At 56.3% G+C, this 23782-nt stretch carries 30 protein-coding genes and 1 pseudogene; 18 read left to right on the forward strand and 13 right to left on the reverse strand.

Features of this window, described 5'->3' with window-relative positions; all coding sequences use genetic code 11:
• The first annotated feature begins 54 nt into the window (after nucleotides 1-54).
• Nucleotides 55-759, forward strand: a complete 705-nt coding sequence (locus AQ621_RS09520) for a transposase (RefSeq protein WP_227508290.1) — start codon at nucleotides 55-57, stop codon at nucleotides 757-759.
• A gap of 7 nt (nucleotides 760-766) precedes the next feature.
• Nucleotides 767-967 (forward strand): NUDIX hydrolase, encoded by a 201-nt coding sequence (locus tag AQ621_RS09525; protein ID WP_058341267.1) that lies wholly within the window; start codon nucleotides 767-769, stop codon nucleotides 965-967.
• Between the two features lie 26 nt (nucleotides 968-993).
• On the opposite strand, the gene AQ621_RS09530 is transcribed toward AQ621_RS09525, so the two are convergent.
• Nucleotides 994-2355, reverse strand: a complete 1362-nt coding sequence (locus AQ621_RS09530; RefSeq protein WP_058341268.1) for an MBL fold metallo-hydrolase — start codon at nucleotides 2353-2355, stop codon at nucleotides 994-996.
• A 192-nt stretch (nucleotides 2356-2547) separates the two neighbouring features.
• Here AQ621_RS09530 and AQ621_RS09535 point away from each other — a divergent pair, with 192 nt between their 5' ends.
• The gene (locus AQ621_RS09535; protein ID WP_058341269.1) at nucleotides 2548-3186 is read left to right on the forward strand and encodes a c-type cytochrome; all 639 of its coding nucleotides are present in this window, start codon (nucleotides 2548-2550) and stop codon (nucleotides 3184-3186) included.
• 266 nt (nucleotides 3187-3452) lie between these two features.
• Entirely contained in the window at nucleotides 3453-3794 is a 342-nt protein-coding gene (locus AQ621_RS09545) for a type II toxin-antitoxin system HicB family antitoxin (RefSeq protein ID WP_058341270.1), read from the forward strand.
• A gap of 68 nt (nucleotides 3795-3862) precedes the next feature.
• On the opposite strand, the gene AQ621_RS09550 is transcribed toward AQ621_RS09545, so the two are convergent.
• The 5 genes from AQ621_RS09550 to AQ621_RS09565 form a co-directional block, all read right to left on the reverse strand.
• On the reverse strand, nucleotides 3863-4162 hold the full coding sequence (locus AQ621_RS09550) for a type II toxin-antitoxin system RelE/ParE family toxin (RefSeq protein WP_058341271.1): 300 nt from the start codon (nucleotides 4160-4162) through the stop codon (nucleotides 3863-3865).
• Complete coding sequence (locus AQ621_RS09555; protein ID WP_058341272.1) at nucleotides 4162-4398, reverse strand: type II toxin-antitoxin system ParD family antitoxin; 237 nt, start codon at nucleotides 4396-4398, stop codon at nucleotides 4162-4164. The genes AQ621_RS09550 and AQ621_RS09555 overlap by 1 nt, the downstream gene beginning before the upstream one ends.
• A 111-nt stretch (nucleotides 4399-4509) precedes the next feature.
• Complete coding sequence (locus AQ621_RS09560) at nucleotides 4510-4809, reverse strand: CcdB family protein (RefSeq protein ID WP_022987711.1); 300 nt, start codon at nucleotides 4807-4809, stop codon at nucleotides 4510-4512.
• Nucleotides 4809-5054, reverse strand: coding sequence for a type II toxin-antitoxin system CcdA family antitoxin (locus AQ621_RS17305; protein WP_081699735.1), 246 nt, complete (start codon nucleotides 5052-5054; stop codon nucleotides 4809-4811). Before AQ621_RS17305 ends, AQ621_RS09560 begins: the two co-directional genes overlap by 1 nt.
• A gap of 93 nt (nucleotides 5055-5147) precedes the next feature.
• Nucleotides 5148-5753 (reverse strand): alpha-ketoglutarate-dependent dioxygenase AlkB family protein, encoded by a 606-nt coding sequence (locus AQ621_RS09565; RefSeq protein ID WP_058341273.1) that lies wholly within the window; start codon nucleotides 5751-5753, stop codon nucleotides 5148-5150.
• Nucleotides 5754-5914: 161 nt separating this feature from the next.
• On the opposite strand from AQ621_RS09565, the gene AQ621_RS09570 reads away from it, so the two are divergent.
• The 3 genes from AQ621_RS09570 to AQ621_RS09580 all read left to right on the forward strand — a co-directional run bounded on the left by AQ621_RS09570 (nucleotide 5915) and on the right by AQ621_RS09580 (nucleotide 6943).
• Nucleotides 5915-6196, forward strand: a complete 282-nt coding sequence (locus AQ621_RS09570) for a pyrimidine/purine nucleoside phosphorylase (RefSeq protein WP_022987713.1) — start codon at nucleotides 5915-5917, stop codon at nucleotides 6194-6196.
• Between the two features lie 118 nt (nucleotides 6197-6314).
• Nucleotides 6315-6572 carry a type II toxin-antitoxin system RelE family toxin gene (locus AQ621_RS09575; protein ID WP_058341274.1) on the forward strand — a complete coding sequence of 86 codons (258 nt, stop codon included), beginning with the start codon at nucleotides 6315-6317 and terminating at the stop codon, nucleotides 6570-6572.
• The gene (locus AQ621_RS09580; protein ID WP_058341275.1) at nucleotides 6569-6943 is read left to right on the forward strand and encodes a helix-turn-helix domain-containing protein; all 375 of its coding nucleotides are present in this window, start codon (nucleotides 6569-6571) and stop codon (nucleotides 6941-6943) included. Before AQ621_RS09575 ends, AQ621_RS09580 begins: the two co-directional genes overlap by 4 nt.
• Here AQ621_RS09580 and AQ621_RS09585 read toward each other — a convergent pair whose 3' ends face one another.
• The 6 genes and pseudogenes from AQ621_RS09585 to AQ621_RS17315 form a co-directional block, all read right to left on the reverse strand.
• On the reverse strand, nucleotides 6944-7183 hold the full coding sequence (locus AQ621_RS09585; protein WP_058341276.1) for a helix-turn-helix domain-containing protein: 240 nt from the start codon (nucleotides 7181-7183) through the stop codon (nucleotides 6944-6946).
• Nucleotides 7180-7500 carry an addiction module antidote protein gene (locus tag AQ621_RS09590; protein ID WP_058341431.1) on the reverse strand — a complete coding sequence of 107 codons (321 nt, stop codon included), beginning with the start codon at nucleotides 7498-7500 and terminating at the stop codon, nucleotides 7180-7182. The genes AQ621_RS09585 and AQ621_RS09590 overlap by 4 nt, the downstream gene beginning before the upstream one ends.
• Before the next feature lie 7 nt (nucleotides 7501-7507).
• Nucleotides 7508-7708 (reverse strand): annotated as a pseudogene (locus tag AQ621_RS17310) (type II toxin-antitoxin system RelE/ParE family toxin); the annotation flags it as partial.
• Between the two features lie 154 nt (nucleotides 7709-7862).
• A complete protein-coding gene (locus AQ621_RS09595) occupies nucleotides 7863-8336 on the reverse strand; it encodes a DUF4124 domain-containing protein (RefSeq protein WP_058341277.1) in 474 nt (157 codons plus the stop codon).
• A gap of 159 nt (nucleotides 8337-8495) precedes the next feature.
• Nucleotides 8496-8801 carry a BrnA antitoxin family protein gene (locus AQ621_RS09600; protein WP_058341278.1) on the reverse strand — a complete coding sequence of 102 codons (306 nt, stop codon included), beginning with the start codon at nucleotides 8799-8801 and terminating at the stop codon, nucleotides 8496-8498.
• Entirely contained in the window at nucleotides 8785-9054 is a 270-nt protein-coding gene (locus AQ621_RS17315) for a BrnT family toxin (RefSeq protein WP_023011846.1), read from the reverse strand. The genes AQ621_RS09600 and AQ621_RS17315 overlap by 17 nt, the downstream gene beginning before the upstream one ends.
• Nucleotides 9055-9174: 120 nt before the next feature.
• On the opposite strand from AQ621_RS17315, the gene AQ621_RS09605 reads away from it, so the two are divergent.
• Nucleotides 9175-10173: a transposase gene (locus AQ621_RS09605; protein ID WP_227508291.1), complete on the forward strand. Its 999-nt coding sequence runs from the start codon at nucleotides 9175-9177 to the stop codon at nucleotides 10171-10173.
• Nucleotides 10174-10582: 409 nt separating this feature from the next.
• Here the strand turns inward: AQ621_RS09605 and AQ621_RS09610 are convergent, their stop codons facing one another.
• Nucleotides 10583-11065 (reverse strand): pilin, encoded by a 483-nt coding sequence (locus AQ621_RS09610; RefSeq protein WP_319822994.1) that lies wholly within the window; start codon nucleotides 11063-11065, stop codon nucleotides 10583-10585.
• Between the two features lie 365 nt (nucleotides 11066-11430).
• Here AQ621_RS09610 and pilB point away from each other — a divergent pair, with 365 nt between their 5' ends.
• The 10 genes from pilB (at nucleotide 11431) to AQ621_RS09660 (ending at nucleotide 23770) form a co-directional block, all read left to right on the forward strand.
• The gene (pilB, locus tag AQ621_RS09615; protein WP_058341279.1) at nucleotides 11431-13143 is read left to right on the forward strand and encodes a type IV-A pilus assembly ATPase PilB; all 1713 of its coding nucleotides are present in this window, start codon (nucleotides 11431-11433) and stop codon (nucleotides 13141-13143) included.
• Between the two features lie 2 nt (nucleotides 13144-13145).
• Nucleotides 13146-14366, forward strand: coding sequence for a type II secretion system F family protein (locus AQ621_RS09620; protein WP_058341280.1), 1221 nt, complete (start codon nucleotides 13146-13148; stop codon nucleotides 14364-14366).
• 73 nt (nucleotides 14367-14439) lie between these two features.
• Complete coding sequence (locus AQ621_RS09625; protein ID WP_058341281.1) at nucleotides 14440-15315, forward strand: prepilin peptidase; 876 nt, start codon at nucleotides 14440-14442, stop codon at nucleotides 15313-15315.
• A 3-nt stretch (nucleotides 15316-15318) separates the two neighbouring features.
• Nucleotides 15319-15948: a dephospho-CoA kinase gene (gene coaE, locus AQ621_RS09630; RefSeq protein ID WP_058341282.1), complete on the forward strand. Its 630-nt coding sequence runs from the start codon at nucleotides 15319-15321 to the stop codon at nucleotides 15946-15948.
• Nucleotides 15911-17035: a hypothetical protein gene (locus tag AQ621_RS09635; protein WP_227508292.1), complete on the forward strand. Its 1125-nt coding sequence runs from the start codon at nucleotides 15911-15913 to the stop codon at nucleotides 17033-17035. The genes coaE and AQ621_RS09635 overlap by 38 nt, the downstream gene beginning before the upstream one ends.
• Entirely contained in the window at nucleotides 17028-17777 is a 750-nt protein-coding gene (gene tsaA, locus AQ621_RS09640; protein WP_082641017.1) for a tRNA (N6-threonylcarbamoyladenosine(37)-N6)-methyltransferase TrmO, read from the forward strand. Before AQ621_RS09635 ends, tsaA begins: the two co-directional genes overlap by 8 nt.
• Nucleotides 17778-17821: 44 nt before the next feature.
• Entirely contained in the window at nucleotides 17822-19900 is a 2079-nt protein-coding gene (locus tag AQ621_RS09645; RefSeq protein WP_058341283.1) for a response regulator, read from the forward strand.
• 122 nt (nucleotides 19901-20022) lie between these two features.
• Nucleotides 20023-20583 (forward strand): YfaZ family outer membrane protein, encoded by a 561-nt coding sequence (locus AQ621_RS09650; RefSeq protein ID WP_058341284.1) that lies wholly within the window; start codon nucleotides 20023-20025, stop codon nucleotides 20581-20583.
• 117 nt (nucleotides 20584-20700) lie between these two features.
• Nucleotides 20701-22890 carry a hypothetical protein gene (locus tag AQ621_RS09655; protein WP_058341285.1) on the forward strand — a complete coding sequence of 730 codons (2190 nt, stop codon included), beginning with the start codon at nucleotides 20701-20703 and terminating at the stop codon, nucleotides 22888-22890.
• Between the two features lie 61 nt (nucleotides 22891-22951).
• Entirely contained in the window at nucleotides 22952-23770 is an 819-nt protein-coding gene (locus AQ621_RS09660) for a glucosaminidase domain-containing protein (protein WP_082641019.1), read from the forward strand.
• The last annotated feature ends 12 nt before the right edge of the window (nucleotides 23771-23782 follow it).

Consider the following 23782-nt stretch of genomic DNA (forward strand, 5'->3'; position numbering starts at 1 on the left):
GGCGCAGCTGGGGCAGATTGTTGCGCTTTCAAATTAATCCACAAGGAATGTGTGATGCCCCGCCGACCAAGGATTTGTCCGGCCGGGATGCCCCAGCATGTGATTCAGCGGGGCAATAACCGGCAGGTTTGTTTTCAGGATTTGTCTGATTTCGCCACCTATTCGATGTACCTCACGCGCTACCAGGAGAAGTTCGAGGTAGATATTCACGCGTGGGTGTTCATGACCAACCACACCCACCTGCTGGTAACGCCGAAGACTGATGACGGGCTGTCGGCTTTTATGAAGTCGATCGGGCAGTCTTACGCGCAGTATTACAACGCCCGGTACGAGCGCACCGGAGGCTTGTGGGAGGGGCGTTTCAAGTCTTGCCTGGTGGATACCGAGGAGTATTTCCTGCAATGCCAGCGCTACATTGAACTGAACCCGGTGAAGGCGGGCATGGTGGATTACGCCGGCGAATACCAGTGGTCCAGCTACCTCTGCCATGCCTACGGCAGCGGCTCGCGCTTTCATGTGCCCCACCCTTGTTACCTGGAATTGCAGCCGGATGCCGATCAGCGGCTGGTCAGTTATCGCAATTTTGTGGCCAGCCCGATGGCGGAGGCGGTGGAAGACCAGATTCGCTATTCCGCGATTGCCGGGCTGGCGCTGGGTTCTGAGGGATTCCAGAAGCGGATGAAGGAGCGGTATGGGGATGCTGCGGGTACCGGGACGGCGCCGGTGGGGTTTCGGCGGGAGCGGGTTTCCTGGATTTGATTAGGCTATGGAAGCGGAAGAGCACTGGTACGAGGCATCGCTTGAGCCGCGTAAGCTCTATGAACTCATCGATGACCCACAGGCGAGGGCCGTCGGGATGCTGCGGGTGATCGATGAATCCGGGGAAGACTACCTCTTCCCTGAGCAGTTGTTTGTCCGCATTACGCTGCCGGAAAGTCTGGAGAAGCAACTTTCCGAGGTGGCTTGAAAATACGGCAGGCGGCGAAGCCGGGTTCAGATCTCCACCTCTTCAAACAACTCCGGCACCTCCGCATGCCAGCCAAATTTCTCAGTAATGCGCTTGCGCATGGTATCGCTGGCGAGCATTTCGCCGTGGGTAACGTACACGCGCTCGGGTTTCAGGTGACCCTGCTCCAGCCAGGCCAGGATTTCGTTGTAGTCGCCGTGGGCACTCATGGAATTCAGGTTGTGGATTTCGGCTTTCACGGGCCAGTATTCGCCGTGGATTTTCACGTCTTCGGCGCCGTTTACCAGCGCATCGCCACGGGTTCCGGGGGCCTGGAAGCCGGCGAAGACGACACTGTTGCGCGGGTTCGGCAGCAGGGTTTTCAGATGGTGCAGCACGCGACCGCCGCTGGCCATGCCGCTGGCAGAGATGATGATGCAGGGATATCGGGCGGCATCCAGCTCGATGGACTCTTCCACCGTGCGCACGAACTGGGTTTTGTCATCGATCAGTTCGCACTGAGCATGGTTCAGTTTGTGCTCTTTATGGTGTTTGATGAAGATTTCCGTGGCTTTGATGGCCATGGGGCTGTTCAGGTACACCGGCAGTTTGGGAATGCGCCCCTGCCCCATGAGTTTGTGCACCACATATAGCAACATCTGCGCACGACCCACAGCGAACGCGGGCATCAGCGTGATACCACCACGCCCGGCGGTTTTGGTGATGATCTCGGCCAAATCCCGCTCCGGATCAGACTCGCCATGGGTACGATCACCGTAGGTAGACTCGCACACCAATACATCCGCCTTCTGTAACGGCTCCGGCGGTCGCATGATGATGTCATCTTGCCGGCCCACATCGCCACTGAACACCACGGTACGGTCCGCACCTTTGTGGTGCACATGCACGCAAGACGAACCCAGAATATGCCCGGCTGGCGTGAAGGTAACCTCAAAACCCTTCACCGGCTCGAATTTCTCGTGGTAATGCAGCGACTCGAAGTGCTTGAGCGCTTCCCAGGCATCCTTCTCGGTAAACAGTGGCTCCGGGTGTTCGTGCTTGGAAAACTTCTTCCGAAACGCGTATTTGGCGTCTTCTTCCTGCAGGAAACCGGCATCCGGCAGCAACACCTTGCACAGCTCATGGGTGGCCTTGGTGCAGTAAATCTTGCCCTTGAATCCATTCTTCACCAGCGCCGGCAGGTACCCGGAATGGTCAATGTGCCCATGGGTAAGCACCACCGCATCAATCGTGGAAGGATCCACCGGAAACTTCGCCCAGTTCCGCCGCCGCAGGGTTTTCACGCCCTGATACATGCCGCAGTCGACCAACAGGCGATGGGAGTCATCTGAAAGCAAATAACGGGAGCCCGTTACGGTGCCAGTACCACCAAGGAAGCGAAGTTTCATAGGCGTGTATGTCCTTGTCTGCCGAATGATATTTCCAGCTTACCCCGTACTGCGGGTCTGACCCAAAAACATTTTGCGGGGTGAAATGTATTGGGGGTCTGACCCCCAAGTCGGTTTTTCTTGATCTTTGGCAAGAATGGCCTGCGGGCATGTCTATATTCTTGGCACAATTTTCAGATAGTAGGGTGCGAGATGCTGCGGAAGTTGTGTTTGGGTGGGTTGGTGGTGGCCGGAATGATGACGGCGCCGGTGGCGTTTTCTCAGTCGATTTACCAGGCCATGGCAGAGCTGGAAACGATTATGGCCGATGATGCCCGCCGCGAAGCGGCCTATGCGGCGGGCCAGGAGCGCATTCTGTTTTGCGGCTCCTGCCACGGGAAAGACGGCAACAGCAAGCGTGACTACATCCCGAACCTGGCAGACCAGCACCCGCTCTACCTGTTCGAACAATTCGAAAAGTTCGGCAACGGCCAGCGCGAAGACTATGTGATGAGCAATCTGGCAAAAGTTCTCACTGTGGAAGATCGCATTAACATTGCCGTGTACTACTCACAGCAAGAAGCCAAACCTCGCACCAGCCCTGCCCCCGCGCTGGTAGACGCCGGCCGCGCCAAGTTCCAGACCAAATGCTCCGCCTGCCACGGCAAAGATGCCGAAGGCTTCCGCGATATGCCGCGCCTGGCTGGCCAACCGTCGGAATACATCAAGATCGCCCTGAAGCGATTCAAAGAAATGGACCCCGCGGTGCAGAGCTCACCGATGATTGGGATTGCCGCCCCGTTAACGACCGGAGATGTTGAGGAGCTGGCGGCGTTTTTGACTACCTTGTGATTTTGGGGTGGGGGTCAGACCCCCGGTACATTTGGTGGGGTGGAATGTATCCGGGGTGCTCTTCATAGGCCATCTGGACAAAACCCACGAAAGCAACTAAAGTTAGTCGCAATAAAGGGAGCCCTACTGATGTCAAAGCAAGGAAAGCTACTGGCGAAACTACTGAATAAGCAATCGACGTTTACCTGGCAGGAACTAGCAACGCTTCTAAAAAGTCTCGGCTATCGGCAGATTATCGAGAACCTTAAATCCGGAGGGCTGATTCAATGAGCAGCATGCTGAAATATAGAGGCTACTACGGCTCGATTGAAGTGAGCACGGAAGATAACTGCCTGTTTGGAAAATTGCAGTTCATTCGAGCACTGGTTAATTATGAAGGAGAAACAGTCGCAGAGCTTGAGAAAGCCTTTCAGGAAGCGGTTGACGACTATCTGAACACTTGCGAAGACCAGAACATAAAACCTGAAATACCCTGCAAGGGTTCATTTAATGTCCGAGTTGGCCACGATTTACACTTGGCGGCGAGCGTCGCTGCCCGGCGCCAAAGCATCTCTCTGAACGATCTCACTCGCAACGCTCTCAGCGAGTATCTGGAGCACCACCCTTGAAGCCCCACAGTCCGGTACATTTGGTGGGGTGGAATGTACCTGGGATGCAGGTCCGTGTCTGTCCATGATCACCAAATCAGATGCACACCAGGCAGCATGCGCTTGTGTAGGATGCGGATAATTTCAACAACATGGTCGGTGGCAAACCGATAGAATATGATGTGGCTTCCCTGAGGGTACTGCCGGTAGCCTGGACTTATCTCATCGCAGGCCTGCGCCAGGTTTGGATTCTCACCCAGAAGGTGGAAGCATTGATCAAACTGAAGAATATAGTGGTTTCGTTGATCCCGGCCCCATTCACGCTCCGTGTATAGGGCAATAGATTTGAGGTCAGCTTTGGCCTTCCTGGAAAGCTTGAAACCTGGCATCAGCGTTCTTCGTTGTCCAATTCACGAATAAACGAGTCATAGGAGTAGTCTTCGAAACCACTGTCCTCGCCTTCCTTGAGCAGTTTACGAAGTCTAGTCAGGCGTGCTTCAGACTCTTCAAGCAGGCGCAATGCAGCACGAACGACTTCGCTGGTAGAGCTGTATCGGCCATTTTTGAGCTGTTCTGCAATGAACGTATCAAAATGCTGGCCTAGAGTGATGCTGGTGTTTTTCATGGTGCCACCTCGACAGTACCAATAATTGGTATATTTTGGTCCAGGTGGCATAACAATTCAATCCATGGTCAGGCGAGTGCCGGTCAGGCCCGTGCCTGTCCTTGATCAGCCTCAAAAGCCCAAAAACAGCATATCCAGTGCTGCGACAATTTCATCCTGCAGCTCAGCAAGGCTACCGGAGCAAAAGCGCAACTCAGTTTCCGGTACAGCGGCTATATATTGAGTAGCCATGACGACTTCCATGCCGTTGATGCTGAACACCGGATTGAGCCTCTGCGCAGGGAATGGCGCCGACGATTTGGGCAGTAACGGCACGACTACTCGTGTGTTCAAGCCACTGAGAAGGTCGGACTGTACATCCAGCAGGTACCCTGCCCCTTCTTCATTTTCAAAAATATCGAAACGGGACATCAGAACTGCCGATGTCGTGCAAGAGGCAAGCCGTTGGCTTCAACATAGGCATTCGAGCTTTCAAGTGCCTTGGCGTTTTCGTTAAGCCACTTATTCTGCCTATGAAGTTTGACTGCTTCCGCAATTCCTGCCTCTGCAGACCGCGAGACATTGATTCCAAGGGATTTTGCCTCTTTAAGAAGAGCACTATCCAGCGACAGATTCGTCGGTTTACGTACGGATTTCGCAACTTCAGTAGTTCGCATGGCATGCCCCCTCGAACAGTATTTGGATCAGTATATGCGCATGGTTCTTGGGCATCAACAGTGCACAGGCAATGTATCCGGGGTCTGACCCCGCTATGCCACCACAGCCCGAAATGTCAGATTAATCCGCGGCGTTTGCACCGTCTTCGTCGCCGGGAGGCTGTGCTGCCAGAAGGCCTGGGTAGCGCCACTCATTACCAGCAGGCTACCGTGTTCCAGCATAAGCTTTATTTGATCCTTGCTCTGCTTGTGCCGGAAGACAAAACGCCGCGGCGCCCCGAGACTCACCGAAGCAATTGTCCCGTGCTTTTTCAGCTCCGCCTCGTCATCACTGTGCCAGCCCATGGCTTCTTCGCCGTTGTGGTAAAGATTCAGAAGGCAGGAGTTATAGCGCTCGCCACTGTGCTGCTCGACCAGAGCTTTCAACTCCGCCAGCACCGGAACCCAGGGCAGCGCCTGCTTGGTGGCCCTTGAATAGGTATAAGTAAACGGCCGGTCGCCATACCAGGCCACCTTACGGCGAGTGACCACGGGCCGGCCGAACATCACCAGCTCGTCGTGGGCCCAGGGGATCTCCTCCAGCAAACGCCGGAAGAAATCATCCGCCTGACCTTGCCCCATCACCGTGCCGTAATAACGGACATCACCATCGTATGGCAGCAGGTTTTCTGGCGGGGTGAATTGGTCAAAGAGATCCATAATGCCCTCGTTAATTAACAAGTGCCTGTCCACGGGATCTTAATTAACAAGTGCCTGTCCACGGGATCTTGCAGTATATTAGCCGCCCAATTTAATTAACAAGTGCCTGTCCACGGGATCTTGCAGTATATTAGCCGCCCAATTTATCAGGAATCATGGCCATGCTGAGTGTAAACGAGTACTTCGACGGCAAAGTAAAATCCATCGCCTTTCAGGGCGAGACACTACCTGCCACCGTGGGCGTCATCAGTCCGGGTGAGTATGAGTTCGGTACCAGCCAAAAGGAAGTGATGACGGTTGTCAGTGGTGCGCTGACGGTTCAGCTGCCGGGCAGTGAGAACTGGGTTCGATACGATGCCGGAAAGGCTTTTGAGGTGGCCGCGAATACCAGTTTTAAGGTGAAGGCTGAGGTGGATACGGCTTACTTCTGCACTTACGAATAAGGTCGCCGGGGGTCTGACCCGGTTATTTGGCAGGCTAGTGCCTGTCCGCGCCCCCAAAGCCGGAGTGTAAAAGCTCGCAATTGTTGACCCCCAGTAAACTCAAAAGTAAACTCGCCTGATGTACAAACTAACCTACAAAAAGTCAGCCCTGAAAGCCCTGCAAAAAATGCCTAAAACAAAGGCGTTAAAAATGCATCAGGAACTTACAAATATGGCTCAAGCCCCATATACCTATGAAGGCGACTGGAAACCAATGAAAGGCCAGCCCTTCTGGAGGCTGAGGCAAGGGAGTTATCGGGCAATATGCCGTATTGATAACGGTGAATTGGTGGTACTGGTGCTGAAGATAGGCACAAGAGGAGACGTTTACAAATGAGTGCTCAAATTATTGAACGAGAAGGCAAACCAGAATATGCCGTGGTGCCCTACAACGAGTATCTCGAGCTGCTGGCACTTGCTGAAGATGCGCAGGATGCTGCAGACGCCGGCGCTGCAATGAAGGAGCTGGCCATCGGCGAGGATGAAACCGTTCCGGGAGACATTGCCGAACGCCTGATAACCGGGAAAGAACACCCGGTGAAGATCTGGCGAGAATACCGCGGGCTGACCCAAGAAGCCCTTGGCAAGGCGGCCGGAGTTGGCAAGTCATACATCAGCCAGATTGAGAACACTGGCAAAACTGCGTCCACCAAAGTTCTGAAAGCCCTGGCCGAGGCGCTTGATGTTGGGATGGACGATTTAGCTTAGTTATAAATACAAAATCTCGATGCCCTTTCTTCTCACAAGGTTCAACAATTTCAGTGATGCTCCGGCAGGCTTTTTCTCACCCGTCTCCCACTTCTGAACGGTTGAAACACTCACGTTAAGAATGGCAGCAAACACAGCCTGACTCATACGGGTCTGGCTGCGAATATTCCGGATTTCTTCCGGCGGGAGCTCTCTACTGTCAGTGCGACACAGCTCTTCGTATTCGCCGAGTTGGGTCAGGCTAGTGCCTGTCCATGATCATTCGCCGGCTCCCGATGAGCACGGGCAGTCAAGTCCACACCCAGGGCGCGGGTCACTGTGAGCATGGTTTTCAGGGTAGGGTTGCCCTGCTCGCTAAATGATCGATACAGCTGCTCACGGGAAAGCCCCGTTTCACGGGCCAGTTCTGTCATCCCCTTCGCCCGAGCCACCACACCCATGGCTTTGGCGATGTAAGCCGTATCACCGGTCTCCAGGGCATCGGCGAGAAAAACCGCAATCGCGTCCTCACTATCCAGCGCCGCTGCTGGATCGTAATCGTAGATCTTGTCGCTCATAACGCCTCCCACTCTGCTTGAAGTAGACCCGATACCCGGGGCCATGATGAATGCGCAGCTCGCAGACACCCTGCCCTACCGGCTTTACATCCCCTGGCAAACCATTGGCCAGCCGAAATATACGCGCTGCAATCAACGCCTTGCCACGCTGGTCACGGAGTTTGCGCTCCCACTTTCGATATGTGTCCGTTTGCTTGATTTCTAGCATGAGTCAACTGTAGTTCTTAAACTACAACAATGCAAGGCAAAAGAAATGGACAACAGAGAATGGGGGGGCTAGTGCCTGTCCAAGGGAGGCTCTGGCCGGGGGTCAGACCCCCGGTACATTTGCCGGGGTGAAATGTACTGCGGGTCTGACCCGGTTATTGAAGTATTCGCCGCCGCTCCGCACGCAGGTGGTCGATTTCCCGGTTAACTCCGTCAATCTCTGCCTGATACCGCTTGCGAAGCACCTCTGCTTCCTGAGCTAACGAGCCTTCCCAGGTGGCACCGGCCAGGTTGTTGTTGGCGTTGGCTTTTTGCCGCTGATAGCGAATGAGCGCGTTGTCCATGTTCATTTTTGCACGGGCTTTCTGACGTTCCAGGCGCTCGATACTCCGGTCTATGCTTTCGACCTCACTTTTCCGGTCCCTGTGATCGAGAAATTCCTGGCCACTCTTACCCAACATTGAGCCTCCGCCAATACGTGCCGGGGCTTTAACCTGAATGCGCCGGGCATCTTCGCCACAGGGCTGGTCTGAAAATACCGTCTGGCCGTTGGTCTTGCATTGGTAAACTGCAGTGTGGCCGAGTGCGGGAATGGAAAGACTAATTAAAAGCAGCGTCCTTTTGAGCATGCTAACCTCCTTTTTATGCTTACCATAGCGCAAATCTGGAGGGGTGTTGGTGAAAGAGTGTAAAAGATGGTTGGTGGCGTGATTGGTCAGGCTAGTGCCTGTCCATGAATCACGCTGTGCTCAAATTCTAGCGCAGTAGATTCCCTCGATTGTTGTGCATTATCCCAACCTCTCAATATCGGACTGACTGTGGGTTCTCAGATACTCCTGAAGCGCCTTGTCCATTCGGGTTTGCCAGCCGCTGCCTGTGGCGCGAAACTGCTCAACGACCTCCGGTGAAAGTCTGATAGTTATCCGTTCTTTAGTGGTCTCCGCTTTGGGCCGACCAACCGGACGCAACCGGCGGAACTCTTCTTCCGTGAGCTCGCGTGTATCTTCGTCTTGTGCAATCCCCTCGTTAATGCCTGACTCTTCATCGCTCGAAGGCAGTGTAAACTTCCGACCTGATTTAGATTTTGTCTGCATAAAGCCTCACCTCCCGACGATTTGCCTTTCGAAGACTGATTATGCGGCGGATGCCTTTTCGCTCTGTGTAAACAACACAGTAGACACGATCGCCTATGGGGCCATACCCAATCATTCGGCGCTCGCCATAATCATTACGAAAATCCTCCATAGCCCACACCCAATCCCATTCGAGCCTGGCGGCATCAGCTAACGAAACACCGTGCTTTTCAGTGTTCTTCTCATCCTTCCTTGGATCGAATTCAATATTCATCTGGATTTATTGTACATACAAAAATAGAGTTTGAGAAATAGCAGAAATAAGGGAAACACACTAAAACACCAAAATACTGTACATCTATACAGATCCGAATTATTGATGCATGATATGACCATGTCAACAGTCACGGAAGACAAGGACTTCACCATGCCCAAAGCCAGAGCAGAACTGGTCAGCGTTTCAGATACCCCCTTCTACCACGTGATCTCACGCTGCGTGCGCCGCACATTCCTGTGCGGGCAAGACCGCGCCACTGGGCGCTGTTATGAACACCGGCGAGGATGGATTGAAGAGCGAATCCGGCTTCTGGCATCTGTGTTCGCGGTAGATGTGGCCGCTTATGCGGTGATGTCGAACCACTACCACCTGGTGGTGAAGCTCAGCCCCAATGACGTGGAACCGTGGAGCATGGATGAGGTGCTGGCGCGCTGGTGCAGCCTCTATAAGGGGCCACCACTGGTACAGCGGTACCATCGGGGTGATGAGTTGTGTGCGGCCGAGCTTCGGCGAGTGGAGGAGTATGCAGAAACCTTCCGGCAGCGGTTGGCGGACTTGAGCTGGTTTATGAAATGCCTGAATGAGCCAATTGCAAGGCAAGCCAACCGGGAAGACGAATGCACCGGCCACTTCTGGGAGAGTAGATTCAAATCCCAGGCTCTGGATACCGAAGAAGCCCTCCTTTCCTGCATGGCTTATGTTGACCTGAACCCTATCCGGGCCGCCATGGCGGAGACACCAGAAACTTCCGACCACACCAGCATTAAGGAACGCATTCATCCTACCTTCGATCTGGCGGAAGCCATTGCACGGCAAACGGAACAGCAAGCGTTGAATGATTTTTCGGTACCGTTAAAACCGCTGCTGGGTTTTGAAGGCGTGATTCGAAACGACTTTCAGCGAGGTATTCTGTTCAGCTTTGAAGATTACCTGGAACTGGTGGATTGCACCGGGCGCATCAGCCGGAGCGACAAACGCGGCTGTATTGACGAAAACGCGCTGCCGATTCTGGAACGGCTGAATCTGGACCCGGAACGGTGGTGCCACCGGGCGACTGCCTTTGAAGATAGCTATCAGGATTACCGAAATCCTGGACGGCGACGACAAGCGGCTTAGGCTCCCTCCCCTTCTTTTTCAAATTTAACTATCGGCGGACCTGCCGAGCACTTCACACGCCTAGAATCCAGGAATTTCCAGGATTCGCCGCGAGTTGCTGGCGCTGCTTTGCCATAACCCCGAATTAGGCGCAGTGAAATAGAAAGCCAGAAACGACAAAGGCCCAGGGTCGAAACCGCCGGGCCTTTGGGGATCTGGTCAGGCTAGTGCCTGTCCATGATCAGTCCAGCCAGGCCTTTGGGGATCTGGTTAGGCTAGTGCCTGTCCATGATCAATTTGTGTCCATTAGTCAGGCTAGTGCCTGTCCATTAGTCAGGCTGCAGAAACGCAAAAAGCCCGGGGACGAATCCACCGGGCTTTTCGAAATCAGGTCAGGCTAAGTTGTGCCTATCCATGATCAATTCGTGCATCAAACACCAGTGCAAGACTTCGGCAAATACTTCTGAGCGATTGTTGAAGTGCAGCTAAAATCGAATGAGGTCGGATCTGTGTTCAGTGCCGGAGGAGTCAAAGTTACGGTTTTACCGGCAATGTTTGCGTTAACGTCGCCAACTGCCTTGAAAGTGATAGTAATGATACCTGTATCGTCAGCGACAGCGGCATCAGCATACTGGCCGCCAACAGCCAAATCTGCTGCTTTGGGATCAGTCGCAGCTCCCGGGTAAATGCCATTAATCTGACCATACTCCGCAATTGCGGTTTTGGCACCACTTGACATTGAAAAAGCTTCTGAAACCTGAGAGCGCGCAATATAATCTTGATACGCCGGAATAGCCACAGCCGCCAAAATACCAATAATCGCCACAACGATCATCAGTTCGATCAGAGTAAAACCCTGCTGACCTTTGTTCATCTGAATCTTTTGCATGTTATCAACCTCAAGAGTTGTCATTTTTCGTTTATCCAGCTCCGGGGCGGTGGAGCTTTGCCCCGTTTCCGCGCTGAGCGTGGTGTAACTTAAGCAGGCACCATGCCAATTGCAAGAAAATATTAAAAATCAGCGTTCACACAGTGACTTAAATCAAAAAACGCCAACCACGCCAGTCCACTCGCCCAAACCCTGGTGCCCCTCCCCGCCCAAAGGTGACAATTTCCGTCACCCAAGCCGGCAATTTCAGACAGGCCACTTTTATCTACACGTCCTTGAGAAAGATCAAACCTGAGACACACCCCGCTTTCCAAAGCGGAACCATCCATCTAAACTCTGGTTCATAAATCCGAGATTCAGCCACTTATAAGACTTTCCTCAGAGCATTTATGGCGAGCAGCAACCGAAACGTGACGCTGACGGGCCTGGCCCGTCGATTTGTGGAAGACGGGCTTCTGGAAGAAGACGTGGCTAAGGATGCCTTTCTTCAGGCCTCCAAGAACCGCATTCCGCTGATTACTTACCTCACCCAGAACGACCTGGCCGACAGCCGCAGGCTGGCGTTTTCTGCCGCCATGGAGTTTGGCGTATCGGTACTGGACCTGGACGCCTTTGCCCCGGAAATGCTGCCGGAGAAAACGGTCGACGAGAAGCTCATCCGTAAGCACAACGCCCTGCCACTTTATAAACGTGGCAACCGATTGTTTGTGGCCATTTCAGACCCGACCAACCTGCAAGCGCTGGATGAGATCAAGTTCAACACCGGCCTGAGCACAGACTCGATTCTGGTGGACGACGCCAAGCTCCGTGCCGCCATCGATAAATATCTGGAAAGTCACGATTCCACCATGGGCGACCTGGAAGACGCCGATCTGGAAGGGGTGGAGACGGAAGCTGGCGACCAGGAAGACGACAAGGCCGTCACCGCAGAGATAGATGATGCCCCCATCGTCAAGTATGTAAATAAAATGCTGCTGGATGCCATTCGTGGCGGTGCATCGGATGTGCACTTTGAGCCTTACGAAAAGTCCTACCGTGTTCGATACCGTACCGACGGCATTCTGAAAGAGATTTCCCGCCCGTCCATCAAGCTGGCGCCAAAGATCTCTGCCCGGGTGAAGATTATGGCGCAGCTGGATATCTCCGAGCGGCGGGTGCCGCAGGATGGCCGGATCAAGATGAAGCTGTCCAAAACCAAGGCCATCGACTTCCGGGTAAATACCCTGCCCACCCTGTGGGGAGAGAAGATTGTGCTGCGGATTCTGGATCCTAGCCAGGCCAAGCTCGGCATTGATGTGCTGGGTTACGAGGAAGATCAAAAGCAGCTGTACCTGGATGCGCTGGAGCAGCCTCAGGGCATGATTCTGGTTACCGGGCCGACCGGTTCCGGTAAAACGGTTTCCCTCTATACCGGCCTGAACATTCTGAACACCACCGAGCGCAACATTTCCACGGCGGAAGACCCGGCGGAGATTAACCTGGAAGGCATCAACCAGGTGAACGTGAATAACAAGGTGGGCTTGGGTTTTGCGGAGGCGCTTCGGGCCTTCCTGCGGCAGGATCCGGATGTGATCATGGTGGGCGAGATCCGGGATCTGGAAACCGCCAACATTGCCATCAAGGCGGCACAAACCGGCCACCTTGTACTGTCCACCCTGCACACCAACAGCGCGGCTGAAACCCTTACCCGGATGATGAACATGGGGGTGCCCGCGTTCAACATTGCCACCTCGGTAAGCCTGATTATTGCCCAGCGCCTGGGCCGGCGGCTGTGTAATGGCTGTAAACAGCCGGCGGATATTCCGGCGGATGTGCTTTTGCAGGAAGGGTTCACACAAGAACAAATTGATACAGGCTTCACGTTGTACCGCCCCAAGGGCTGTGATAAATGCAATGGGGGATACAAAGGCCGCGTTGGTATTTACGAGGTGGTAAAGATTACAGACGAGCTGGCGAACATGATTATGGAAGAAGCCAGTTCCATAAAAATAGCAAAGCAGGCTCAGGCAGAAGGCTTCCGCACGCTACGGCAGTCCGCCCTTTTGAAGGTAATTCAGGGGGTGACCAGCCTTGAGGAAGCCAACCGCGTGACGAAGGATTAAGCATGGCACAAAAATCACATAGGCTGGAAACGTACGTTTGGGCAGGTAAAGACCGGAAAGGCAATGCATCCAAGGGCGAGATTATGGGGTCCAGTATTGCCCTGGCCAAAGCCCAACTGCGTAAGCAGGGTATGATTCCGGACAAGGTCAAGAAAAAGCCCAAGCCGTTGTTCGGCGGCAGTAAGAAGATTACGCCGTTCGACATTGCCATGCTCACCCGGCAGCTGGCCACCATGATGAAAGCCGGTGTGCCTCTGGTGCAGAGCTTTGACATTGTGGCCGATGGGCTTGAGAACAAGGGCCTGCAGGAGTTGGTGGTAACCATCCGGAATGACATTTCTTCCGGCTCCGGCTTTGCTGCGTCTTTGCGCAAGCACCCGAAATACTTCGATGATTTGTATTGCAACCTGGTGGATTCCGGTGAGAAGGCCGGTGCACTGGAAGCCATGCTGGACCGAATTGCGACTTATCTTGAAAAAACTGAGATTCTCAAGAAAAAAGTCAAAAAGGCCATGACCTACCCGATAGCGGTTGTCGTCGTTGCAATCGTGGTCACGGCAATTCTGCTAGTTAAGGTTGTTCCGCAGTTTGAGTCGCTGTTTAGTGGCTTTGGGGCGGAACTACCGGTGTTCACGCAATTTGTAATACGAATATCCGAATGGCTTCAAGCTTGGTGGTTTATCGTTCTGCTCGGTATCGTCGGTGCGATATTTCTGTTTAAGGAATCCAGACGCCGATCTCAAAAGTTCTCCGACTTGATCGACAAATACGTCCTTAAGCTGCCTATCGTTGGGGAAATCTTGGACAAATCCGCCGTAGCCAAATTCGGCCGGGTACTATCCACCACCTTCGCAGCCGGTGTGCCGTTGGTAGATGCCCTTGATTCCGTAGCCGGCGCCACCGGTAACGCGGTTTACCGGGATGCCATCCAGCGTATCAAGAACGATGTTTCCAGCGGTACCCAGCTACAGGCTTCCATGCGCCAGCAGGACATCTTCCCGGTAATGGCGGTGCAGCTGACAGCTATTGGTGAAGAATCCGGTAACCTGGATGAAATGCTGCAGAAGGTTGCCGAGCACTACGAGGCGGTGGTGGATGACATGGTAGACAACCTGACCGCCCTGATGGAGCCTATGATCATGGCGGTTCTGGGTGTGCTGGTAGGTGGCCTGATCATTGCCATGTACCTGCCGATCTTCCAGATGGGTCAGGTTGTCGGCTAAACACCGGCCCGTTCCTGCTCCCCGCTTCTTTTGGGGAGCAGGCATTCCCACAACATTTCCAATGAGTTCCTGAATGCCCTCTCTAGACGTATTCCTCAACACCCCCTGGCTCCTCTACCTAACCGTAACCCTCGTCTCCCTCTGCATCGGCAGTTTCCTGAACGTGGTCATCCTGCGCCTGCCCAAAATGATGCACCAGGACTGGCGTTGCCAGTGCGAGGAGTTCCTGGAGGTTCCGGAGGCGCAGCGTAAGAAAGAAGAAACGATCACCCTTTCCAAGCCCGCCTCCACCTGCCCTTCCTGCAGCCACAGGATTCGGGCCTGGGAGAATATTCCGGTGGTGAGTTGGTTGTTGCTGGGCGGCAAGTGCTCTTCCTGCAAATCCCGGATTTCGGTTCGTTACCCTCTGATTGAGGCCGTTACCGCAGCGTTTTCGGTAGTTACGGTGCTCCTGCTGGGGCCGACGGAAGCCGCGCTCTGGGCTTTGTTGCTGGTATGGGCGCTGGTGGCGTTAACGGTAATTGATTTTGATACCCAGTTACTGCCAGACAGCATAACCCTGCCGCTGATGTGGCTGGGCCTGGTGCTGAATTATTTTGGCGTGCTGACGGATTTCGAGAGCGCCTTCTGGGGTGCTGTGGCGGGGTATTTGTCGCTTTGGTCGGTGTATTGGTTGTTCAAGCTGGCCACCGGCAAGGAAGGTATGGGCCACGGGGATTTCAAGTTGCTGGCGGCGCTTGGGGCCTGGCTGGGATGGCAGTTGTTGCCGGCAGTGATTTTGTTGTCGTCCCTGGTGGGGGCTGTGGTTGGTATTGCGCTGATGGTGTTTAAGAAGCACGGGCGTGAGGTGCCGATTCCGTTTGGGCCTTATCTGGCGGCTGCCGGGTTGTTGGGACTTTGGTTTGGGGCAGAGATTCAGCGCTTCTGGTTTGGCTTTTTGGGAGTTTGATGCGTGAGGGTTATTGGCTTAACAGGCGGTATCGGCTCCGGAAAATCCACCGTGGCGCGGCTATTTGGCGAACTGGGCGTGCACTGGGTGGATGCCGATAACGTAGCCCGTGAAGTTGTAGAACCGGGGCAGCCGGCGTTGGCGCAAATTGCAGAGCATTTTGGTGCTGAGGTGTTGCAGGCGGATGGTTCGCTGAACCGCGCCTGGTTGCGGGAGCGGGTGTTTGCGGAACCTGCGGAGCGGGAGTGGCTAGAGCAGTTGTTGCACCCGGTGATTCGGGAGGAGCTGGTTCGCCAGCTGCATAACCCTCCCAGCCTTTCGGCTAAGGGCAACTCCGGCGATTATCCGTTACCTTATGTTCTGCTGGTATCTCCCCTACTTCTGGAAACCAATCAACATCAGCTGGTTGAGCAGTTGATTGTGGTGGATGTGCCGGAGGAGGTGCAGCTGGAGCGCACTATGGCCCGCGACGCCAATTCCCGGGAACAGGTGGAGCGGATTATGGCGGCGCAACTGGGCCGGGACGAGCGGCGGGCGCTGGCAAGCGCTATTATTGATAATAACCGCCCGCTGGATAACGTGGAGCTTCAGGTTTGTGAGCTGCATAACCGTTTGCTGGCTGAATTCAGTTAAGGAGCTTCGGCTGCGTTATACCTCGTTTTTTGTCTCGTTCCTGGCCTTCGGCGCGGTTCTGGCACCCACAGCCCGTGGCGGCGAGCCGGTGTTCAATATGCAAGCGGCGCCGGTGTCCGAAGTGCTGTCGCCCTATCACCTGCCGGCGTCTTTCTATACCTTTGATCCCGATGAATACTGGGCCGAGCCGGAGGATTCCTGGTGGCTGGATTTCAGTAACTGGGTGATTCGCCAGGAACGCCGGCACGGGGTCAACGTTCAGTCCATGGGCGCGTGGGCAGACCAGACCCTGTCTGGCTCAAGCCACGTGCTCCCAAACAATGAAAGCTACCTTCGCTTGGGGTTTGCCGCAGAATCGGAATACAGCGACCTGGCCAGTTTCGAGCCGGAAGCCCGGTTCCGGCTGGATGTACCCACGGCCGAGGAAAGGCTGCGACTGGTGGTGGAAAGCGAAAGCGAGGAACTGATCCCCCTGGCCGAGCGGGAGCGAGACCGCACTTTAACCGAGCCCGAGCGTACCGAAACCGAAACCACCGGTGCCCTGCGCTACCTGACCCAGGTGGGCGATGCGATCAACCTGTCCACGGATATCGGCGGCCGGCTGCGGCTGCCCCCGGAAGCCTTCTGGCGCACGACCGCCAGCAAGGGCTGGCGAATCGATGAAGACTGGGCGTTCAACCTCAAACAACGGGTTTACTACTACCACACCGAAGGCTGGGGCGCCCGCTCCTGGATGGGCTGGGACCGGCCGGTGAATAATGGCTGGCATTTTTTTGCGTCGTCAGAACTTGAGTGGATTCACGATGAACGCCGGTTCGATGCGGCGCAGATTTTCAGTGTGCGCAAGCGCCTGAATAACCGGTCGGTGGTTACGCCCCGCATAGGCGTTCTGGGCGAGAGCCAGCCGTCCTGGCGCACCACGTCCTACTTTGCGGACTTCACCTGGCGTTATCGCATGTACGAAGACTGGCTGTTCGCCGAGGTGGTGCCGGCCCTGGAATTCCCCCGGGAAGACAGCTTCCAGGACCGGGCCTCGGTGGTATTGCGTATCGAAATGTATTTCTCCGGAACCATCAGCCGTGACTAGACCCCGCCACAAAAGCAAACCCGCTGCGGAAGCCCTCACCCTTACCCCGATTGCCTACACCCGCTCCTGCTTTCAGGACAAGTTCGGGGTGCCGCGCCAGCCCGGCCTCACCAGGAATGCCCACGCCAGCCTGGTGATTGAACCGCCGTTCGACCGGGAAGACGCCTTCCGTGGCCTGGAATCCGCCAGCCACCTGTGGCTGGTGTTCCAGTTCCACGAAGCCGTGCGGGCGGAGTGGCGGCCGGTGGTGCGCCCGCCCAGATTAGGCGGCAACAAGAAAATGGGCGTGTTCGCCAGCCGCTCGCCGTTCCGGCCTAACAGCCTGGGCCTGTCGGTGGTAAAAAATGAAGGCCTGGACAGGCACAACGGTCGGCTGGTGCTGAAGATCAGCGACCACGACCTGATTGAAGGCACACCGATCCTGGATATCAAACCCTACCTGCCCTTTGCCGATGCGCTGCCGGAGGCTTCCCTGGGCTGGGCAGAGGAAGAACCCTTGCAGCGCCTGCCGGTCAGTTTCACCCCGGAGGCCGACGCACAACTGGCTTCCCTGCCCCCGGCCGATTACCCGGATTTGCGCGGGCTGATTGAAGATGTGGTGAGCTACGACCCCCGCCCGTCTTTCCGCCGGGGCCGGGATGAAGAGCGCATTTACGGCGCACATCTGTACGATCTGAACGTTCGTTTTCGTTTTGTAAACGAGGGCGCTGCCGTGCGTGTGGAAGTGGTATCTGTCTGCTAAACTGCCGCGAGTGATTTTGTAGTCGACACAGGGAACTTGTGCCTTTGCCTTCCAAGCGGTTTATCAAGCGTTTAGGTGTTCGCCCGCTGGCGTTGCGGCTGCTGGCCTGGGTGCTTTTGTACAGCGTGGTGCTGTCGCTGGTAGCCACCGGTGCACAGATGTATGGCGAGCTTTCAAAGGTATCCTCGTTCCAGCAGTTCTATGACGAGGTGCTGGGCCAGGCACTGCACAATCTCTGGTTCCAGTCTGTTGTGGTGATGCTGGGCACCCTGGGCCTGTTGTTGATTGTACGCCTCACCCTGTTCCGGCACTTGGAAACCATGGCGGATTACGCCGCCAAGCTGAATCTGGACGCCCTGGTAGACCCGCTGAAACTGCGCCGCAAGGCCCCCAAACGGCCGGATGAACTGTCAGAACTGGAGCAGGCCCTGAACCGCATGCGCCTGCAGATCCTGGAAGACACCCGTTCCCTGCGCCAGGACTCCCTGAAATCCCGTGACGAACGCGACGAAGCCATCCGCGCCAACCATGCCAAGAACCAGTTCCTGGCCAACGTCAGCCACGAGTTGCGCATTCCCCTGCAATCCGTGCTCGGTTACGCCAACCTTCTGACCGACACGCCGCTGGACCAGGAACAGCGGGAGTATGTGAACACCCTGCTGGGCGCGTCGGAAAACCTCTCTGCCATCATTAACGACTTGCTGGATATCTCGGCCATGGAAGCCGGCAAGATGGAACTGGAAGCCATTCCGTTCGACCTGCGGGAAACCCTGAACGACCTCATCCACATGCTCGGCAGCCGTGCCCGGGAGAAAGGCCTGGCGCTGGAAGTACGAGTAGATGAGAACCTGCCCTGGGCGCTGGTGGGTGATCCGGTACGTATTCGCCAGGTGATGCTGAACCTGCTGTCCAACGCCATCAAGTTTACCGATTCCGGCCATGTGCTGATCAGCATTGAAGTGCTGGGCCGGCGGGGCGACAAGGTACGCCTGCGGTTGGCCGTGGAAGACACCGGCGTGGGCATTAACCCGGAAGATGTTCCGCTGGTTTATGAGCCCTACGTGCAGCTGGGCCAGCAGTTCCAGCGGCAGACCCCGGGAGCCGGGCTGGGGCTGACCATCTGCCGGCAGCTGATCGGGCTGATGGGCGGCTCGCTGGACCTGGAAAGCCGCCCCGGTGAAGGCTCCACCTTCTGGGCGGAAATCAGCCTGCCGGAAGCGGCAGACAGCGCGGCCCGGGTACGTCCGGATTCCCGAAAGGTGCATCACAAGCGCATTCTGGTAGCGGATTCCTATGAGTTGTCCCGCAAGATTACCCTGGAAATGCTGTCCCGCCACGAGGTTCACATTGAGGCGGTACGCTCGGCGGGCGAGGCGCTTACCTTTCTGCGCCAGGCCTTTGATGCGGGCACGCCCTACGATGCAATCATTCTGGACGGCTTTGTGCCGGATATGGACAGCGACCTGCTGTGCCGCCAGATTCGCGGCAACCAGCAGTGGCAGGATATGCGCCTGCTGATTCTCTCGTCCAACCCCCAGCGGGGCGATGCCGAACATTTCCGCCAGGCCGGGGCCGATGCGTTCCTGAGCAAATCCCTGCGGGAGTCTTACCTGATTCCGATTCTGAACCAGCTGTTTGCGGATGCAGAGCAGCAGGAACGCCGGTTCCTGACCCGCTTTTCCCTGCAATCCATCAACCACACCGGCTCCGTACGCAGGGAGCTGGCCTGCGGCTGTATGCAGGTGTTGCTGGTGGAAGACAACCCGGTTAACCGCACCCTCACCCGCCGCCTGCTGGAGAAACTGGGCTGCCAGGTGATGACCGCCAACGATGGCGAAGCCGCGCCCTCCCTGTACCAGACCCACCAATATGATGTGATCATGATGGACTGCGTGATGCCCCGGGTAGACGGTTTTGAAGCCACCCGCCGGCTGCGCCAGTGGGAGCGGGACAACCACAAACCCCGGATACCGGTGGTGGCCCTGACCGCCAGCGCCATGGAAGAAGACGAGGAAAAATGCCGGGCGGCGGGCATGGACTCCTTCGTAGCCAAGCCGGTGAACATGGAGATGTTGCGGGCGGTGCTGGACCAGTATTGCCAGGCCGCGGCCAGTACAGACTAAGCTCGCGCCTGATCACTCGCCATCACCCCTTAACAACGACTTACAGCCATTTAAGTTGTGGCGCCGCGCGCAGGTGTTTACCATTCCCTCCGAATTAAAATGAAAGCAACAAAGGTGTCATCATGAAGATTACCCGCATCTCTGCCCTCGCTTTGTCCCTGGCTGCCGCTCCGGTATTCGCCAGCGACCTGGACCTGAGCCTGACCAACGATTCCGTTAAGGGCCAGGTAAACTTCTTCGGCACCCAGGACGAACTGCAGCTGGGCGCTGGCTACACCTATCACGAAGGCAGCCGCCACATCGGCAACGTGGACTTCCACGCCCAGGGCCGCACCGCCCTTGGCAACCTGCCTACCACCGCTGGCATTGGTTTGCGCGGCATCGCCTGGGATGACGACCAGGTAGACGGCGGCGCTGTGGGCCTTGGTGGCTTTGCCACGGTAAACATCCCGGATGTACCGGGCCTGTCGGTTTCCGGCAGCCTGCACTACGCCCCGAGCATTCTGTCTTTCGGTGATTCAGACGACATGACCAGCGTAGAACTGCGCGGCAGCTACCGTGTAATCCGCAACGCAGAAGTGTTCGCCGGTTACCGTTACCTGAACACCGAACTGGATTTCCGCGGCTCTCCGGATATCAACCTGGACGAAGGCGTGATGGCCGGTATGAAGATCTTCTTCTGATACCCGCCTTGCGGCCGCCCGGTTTGATGCCGGGTGGCCGATTCGTGCCCGCTTTCACGCTCTCCCCTTTGTTTTGCTGCTAGGCTGTGCCGAGATACATCATCCGGATTGCCTTGCATGAAATGTCGCCTGATTCCTGCCCTTGCCCTGCCCTTCCTACTGACCGCCTGCGGCGGTGGTGACAGTGCCATTGATGGCGCCCGCGAGATTCCCAACCGTTTTGGCAATACCGTTAACGCCTTGGACGACTTTAACCCCGGCAGCACCGGCGACTCCGGCAATACCGCCGGCCTGAAAGCCAACGAAGTCCGAATCACCATGGAGGTGCCCGCCTTTTATGCCCCGGATGCGGAACAAACCCGGCGCAACCTGAGAATCGTGATTCCGGACCAGGTGCAGGTGTACCGGAGCAACCAGGGCGGGCAAAACCTCGGCACCGTGCCCTATAGCACCAGCACTGGTGAAGACGGCCACTGGATTGTGGCCTTTCCGGACGGCCAGCCCATCGGCCCGGATGTGGTGATTGAAGCCCGCTATTCCGGCGGCGGCCAAACCATTGCGATGAAAGCCCTGGCAGCCGATTCAGACCGGGATGTGAAGGTAAACCCCTTCTCCCATTACCTGGTGCAAAACGGACTTGGCGGTTACTCCTCCACAGAATTCCAGGCAGTGATGGACTGCGTGAACGACCGGGGCGGCGCCCTGTGCCTGAACAAGTATGTGTGGTCCAGCCTGGCCGACCAGGTGCACGATTTCGAGATTGATATTGCCGGCAACCTGACGCTGGATGCTGCCGTCAGTACGCTGGCCGGGCGGGCAGATTTCGCCGGCTATATTGAGCAGATGGCAGACTATGCTCTGCTAGGCCCGAATGCGTCTGGCACCATCCGCGCCAGCTCCGCAGATTACAACTCGGTGTTTCTGGGGCTGGAGCTGGGCCCGACTTTCCGTGATGCCCGCTTCCCCGGTGCCGGCCAGTGGGGTGCTCGTACCGCACAGGAAGAAGACCTTGGCGGGGCATTTCTGTACCCGGCCCTGACCCTCACCTCCTTCGAGGCCTTCAATATCAACGTGACCTCCCTGGCCACCGATATTCCCTATGACCGGAGCACCCTGGTTCACGGCTTTACCAATCCGGACGGCCACCAGTTCTCCCGGGAAACCGGCTGGACCCGGAACAGCCATTCCAGCTCACCGGGAGCGGCCACTCTCACACCGCCCTCAGAAGACGGCTCCGACCCTGCCCGCCTGCTGGCCGGCCGCGCCCTGTACCAGAGCATTACCGATGAACCGGGCAGCGCCAACAATGGCTGGACCCGCAATCCCTATTTCATGGATGCCTTCACCTCCGCCCCTGGCAATGAAAACCAAAGCCCGGACCGGGTGCTGGGCAGTTACTTTACCGCCGGCAAGGCCATCGCCCTGGCGGATGCAGACGGCAAGCTGAAGCGCCAGGAAACCCTGGAAGAACAGTATCTCTCCGTGCTGGAGCTGCACCTGTTGCGCAGCGAAGCCTTCGACATGGCCGGCATTACCGAAAGCGATTACAACCTGGTGTATCTGACTGCCCAGTTTGGCGGCAGCAATCCGCTTACCTTCGAGACCGGCTATGGTGAGCTGGGCGGCGCTGATGGGGCACTGACCACAAATAACGCGGCCATCTACCGTGACAACACGGGGGCTGCGGGTGCAGGAGCGTCTTTAGCCGTGACCGACACTTGGAACATTGCCAACCGGCCCGCCCAACTCAGTTCCGGCCCCAAGGATATTGGCCGGCTGGCCCTGTGCCGCAGCTGTGCCGAAAGCGAGCCGCCGCTGGGTCTTGGCGCAGCGACACCCGATGGTTCCTTGCTGGCGTTCAATCTCGACGACGCGGGACTTGGCGATGGCCTGGTGATCGCCGGCAAAACAACCTCCCTGGCCGCCCCCGTTACCGGCGATTACCGGGTTCAGGGCACGATGATCGCTTTGGATACCAACCAGAACCAGCTGTACCAGGTGGCCGGAGGAACGCTCACTCTATCCGAAACCGGCGCAGACCTTACCGCCGCCAGCTACCGGGTTAGCCATACCATCACAGAGAACGCGGTCGGCACTCCGGAAAATGAGTTGCTCGACCTTGGGTTCACCGTGACACCCGGTGGCAACGGCACCATCCAACTGGCGGGAGGCGAGCTGGTTCTGAACGGCTTCTACACCAAATCCGGTGACCAGATCTTCCTGGTAGCTCAAGACAACACCGGCCCGGAATTACGCACCGGCTTGCTGATCGCGACACTCATTCCGGAATCACCCGCAGCTCAGTGAACAGGAGTAAGCCGTATAACCTGTTATAATTCCAGCCATATCGATTTTGGCGAGAGGTTTTATGACGTTAATCTCCCGGGCACTTTTGCTGTGTGTTCCCCTGGTGTTATTTGCAATTGCCGGTGCTTTGTACTCCCCCGAAGCCCCGGAAAGTGAAGACACCGACATTGCCCTGGGCTCCCTGCCCAAGTTGCCTGAATGGACCGCCGACGGCCTGCCGGATTTTTCCGGGTACCAGGACACCACCGAAAAGAAGGCCGCCTTTTTCTCGTTTCTTTACCCTCGCATTGAACTGGCCAACAACCGCATTCTGCTGGAGCGGGAATACCTGCAATCCCTCTCTGGCAAAGACGAGCTGGCTGACGATGAGCTGGAGTGGCTGGAACGGCAGGCGGACCGGCTGAGAGTTGAGGCGAAGAACGGCAGCCCCAAACAGTTTGAGCAACTCACGGAAAAGCTGGATGTGATTCCTCCGTCCCTGATTATGGCCCAGGCCGCCAATGAATCTGCCTGGGGCACTTCCCGCTTTGCCACCGAGGGCAACAACCTGTTTGGCCAGTGGTGTTTTACCCGTGGCTGCGGGCTGGTGCCGCTGAGCCGCCCTGAAGGGGCCAACCATGAGGTGGCAAAGTTTTCGTCGCCTTATTATTCTGTGCGCTCTTACATCCAGAATCTGAACCGGCACCCTGCCTACCAGCCGCTGCGGTCGATACGCTCAGCGGCCCGGGCCGACGGTGATGCTTTTTCCGGCATTGCCCTGGCACAAGGCCTGCTGAGCTATTCCGAAAGGGGCGAGGAATATATAAAAGAGATCCGCGCCATGATTCGCTACAACAACCTGGAATTCTACGACAAGCAATTCCGGGCTCAACTGGACTGACGAGACTTTCCC

Origin of the sequence: Marinobacter sp. P4B1, assembly GCF_001447135.1 — a bacterium.
GTDB classification, from domain to species: Bacteria; Pseudomonadota; Gammaproteobacteria; order Pseudomonadales; family Oleiphilaceae; genus Marinobacter; species Marinobacter vinifirmus.

Bases quoted from the DNA above. Each gene is read 5' to 3' on its own strand.
- AQ621_RS09520 (WP_227508290.1), top strand. From the start codon at position 55: ATGCCCCGCCGACCAAGGATTTGTCCGGCCGGGATGCCCCAGCATGTG.
- AQ621_RS09525 (WP_058341267.1), top strand. From the start codon at position 767: ATGGAAGCGGAAGAGCACTGGTACGAGGCATCGCTTGAGCCGCGTAAG.
- AQ621_RS09530 (WP_058341268.1), bottom strand. From the start codon at position 2,355: ATGAAACTTCGCTTCCTTGGTGGTACTGGCACCGTAACGGGCTCCCGT.
- AQ621_RS09535 (WP_058341269.1), top strand. From the start codon at position 2,548: ATGCTGCGGAAGTTGTGTTTGGGTGGGTTGGTGGTGGCCGGAATGATG.
- AQ621_RS09545 (WP_058341270.1), top strand. From the start codon at position 3,453: ATGAGCAGCATGCTGAAATATAGAGGCTACTACGGCTCGATTGAAGTG.
- AQ621_RS09550 (WP_058341271.1), bottom strand. From the start codon at position 4,162: ATGCCAGGTTTCAAGCTTTCCAGGAAGGCCAAAGCTGACCTCAAATCT.
- AQ621_RS09555 (WP_058341272.1), bottom strand. From the start codon at position 4,398: ATGAAAAACACCAGCATCACTCTAGGCCAGCATTTTGATACGTTCATT.
- AQ621_RS09560 (WP_022987711.1), bottom strand. From the start codon at position 4,809: ATGTCCCGTTTCGATATTTTTGAAAATGAAGAAGGGGCAGGGTACCTG.
- AQ621_RS17305 (WP_081699735.1), bottom strand. From the start codon at position 5,054: ATGCGAACTACTGAAGTTGCGAAATCCGTACGTAAACCGACGAATCTG.
- AQ621_RS09565 (WP_058341273.1), bottom strand. From the start codon at position 5,753: ATGGATCTCTTTGACCAATTCACCCCGCCAGAAAACCTGCTGCCATAC.
- AQ621_RS09570 (WP_022987713.1), top strand. From the start codon at position 5,915: ATGCTGAGTGTAAACGAGTACTTCGACGGCAAAGTAAAATCCATCGCC.
- AQ621_RS09575 (WP_058341274.1), top strand. From the start codon at position 6,315: ATGTACAAACTAACCTACAAAAAGTCAGCCCTGAAAGCCCTGCAAAAA.
- AQ621_RS09580 (WP_058341275.1), top strand. From the start codon at position 6,569: ATGAGTGCTCAAATTATTGAACGAGAAGGCAAACCAGAATATGCCGTG.
- AQ621_RS09590 (WP_058341431.1), bottom strand. From the start codon at position 7,500: ATGAGCGACAAGATCTACGATTACGATCCAGCAGCGGCGCTGGATAGT.
- AQ621_RS09595 (WP_058341277.1), bottom strand. From the start codon at position 8,336: ATGCTCAAAAGGACGCTGCTTTTAATTAGTCTTTCCATTCCCGCACTC.
- AQ621_RS09600 (WP_058341278.1), bottom strand. From the start codon at position 8,801: ATGCAGACAAAATCTAAATCAGGTCGGAAGTTTACACTGCCTTCGAGC.
- AQ621_RS17315 (WP_023011846.1), bottom strand. From the start codon at position 9,054: ATGAATATTGAATTCGATCCAAGGAAGGATGAGAAGAACACTGAAAAG.
- AQ621_RS09605 (WP_227508291.1), top strand. From the start codon at position 9,175: ATGTCAACAGTCACGGAAGACAAGGACTTCACCATGCCCAAAGCCAGA.
- AQ621_RS09610 (WP_319822994.1), bottom strand. From the start codon at position 11,065: ATGACAACTCTTGAGGTTGATAACATGCAAAAGATTCAGATGAACAAA.
- pilB (WP_058341279.1), top strand. From the start codon at position 11,431: ATGGCGAGCAGCAACCGAAACGTGACGCTGACGGGCCTGGCCCGTCGA.
- AQ621_RS09620 (WP_058341280.1), top strand. From the start codon at position 13,146: ATGGCACAAAAATCACATAGGCTGGAAACGTACGTTTGGGCAGGTAAA.
- AQ621_RS09625 (WP_058341281.1), top strand. From the start codon at position 14,440: ATGCCCTCTCTAGACGTATTCCTCAACACCCCCTGGCTCCTCTACCTA.
- AQ621_RS09650 (WP_058341284.1), top strand. From the start codon at position 20,023: ATGAAGATTACCCGCATCTCTGCCCTCGCTTTGTCCCTGGCTGCCGCT.
- AQ621_RS09655 (WP_058341285.1), top strand. From the start codon at position 20,701: ATGAAATGTCGCCTGATTCCTGCCCTTGCCCTGCCCTTCCTACTGACC.
- AQ621_RS09660 (WP_082641019.1), top strand. From the start codon at position 22,952: ATGACGTTAATCTCCCGGGCACTTTTGCTGTGTGTTCCCCTGGTGTTA.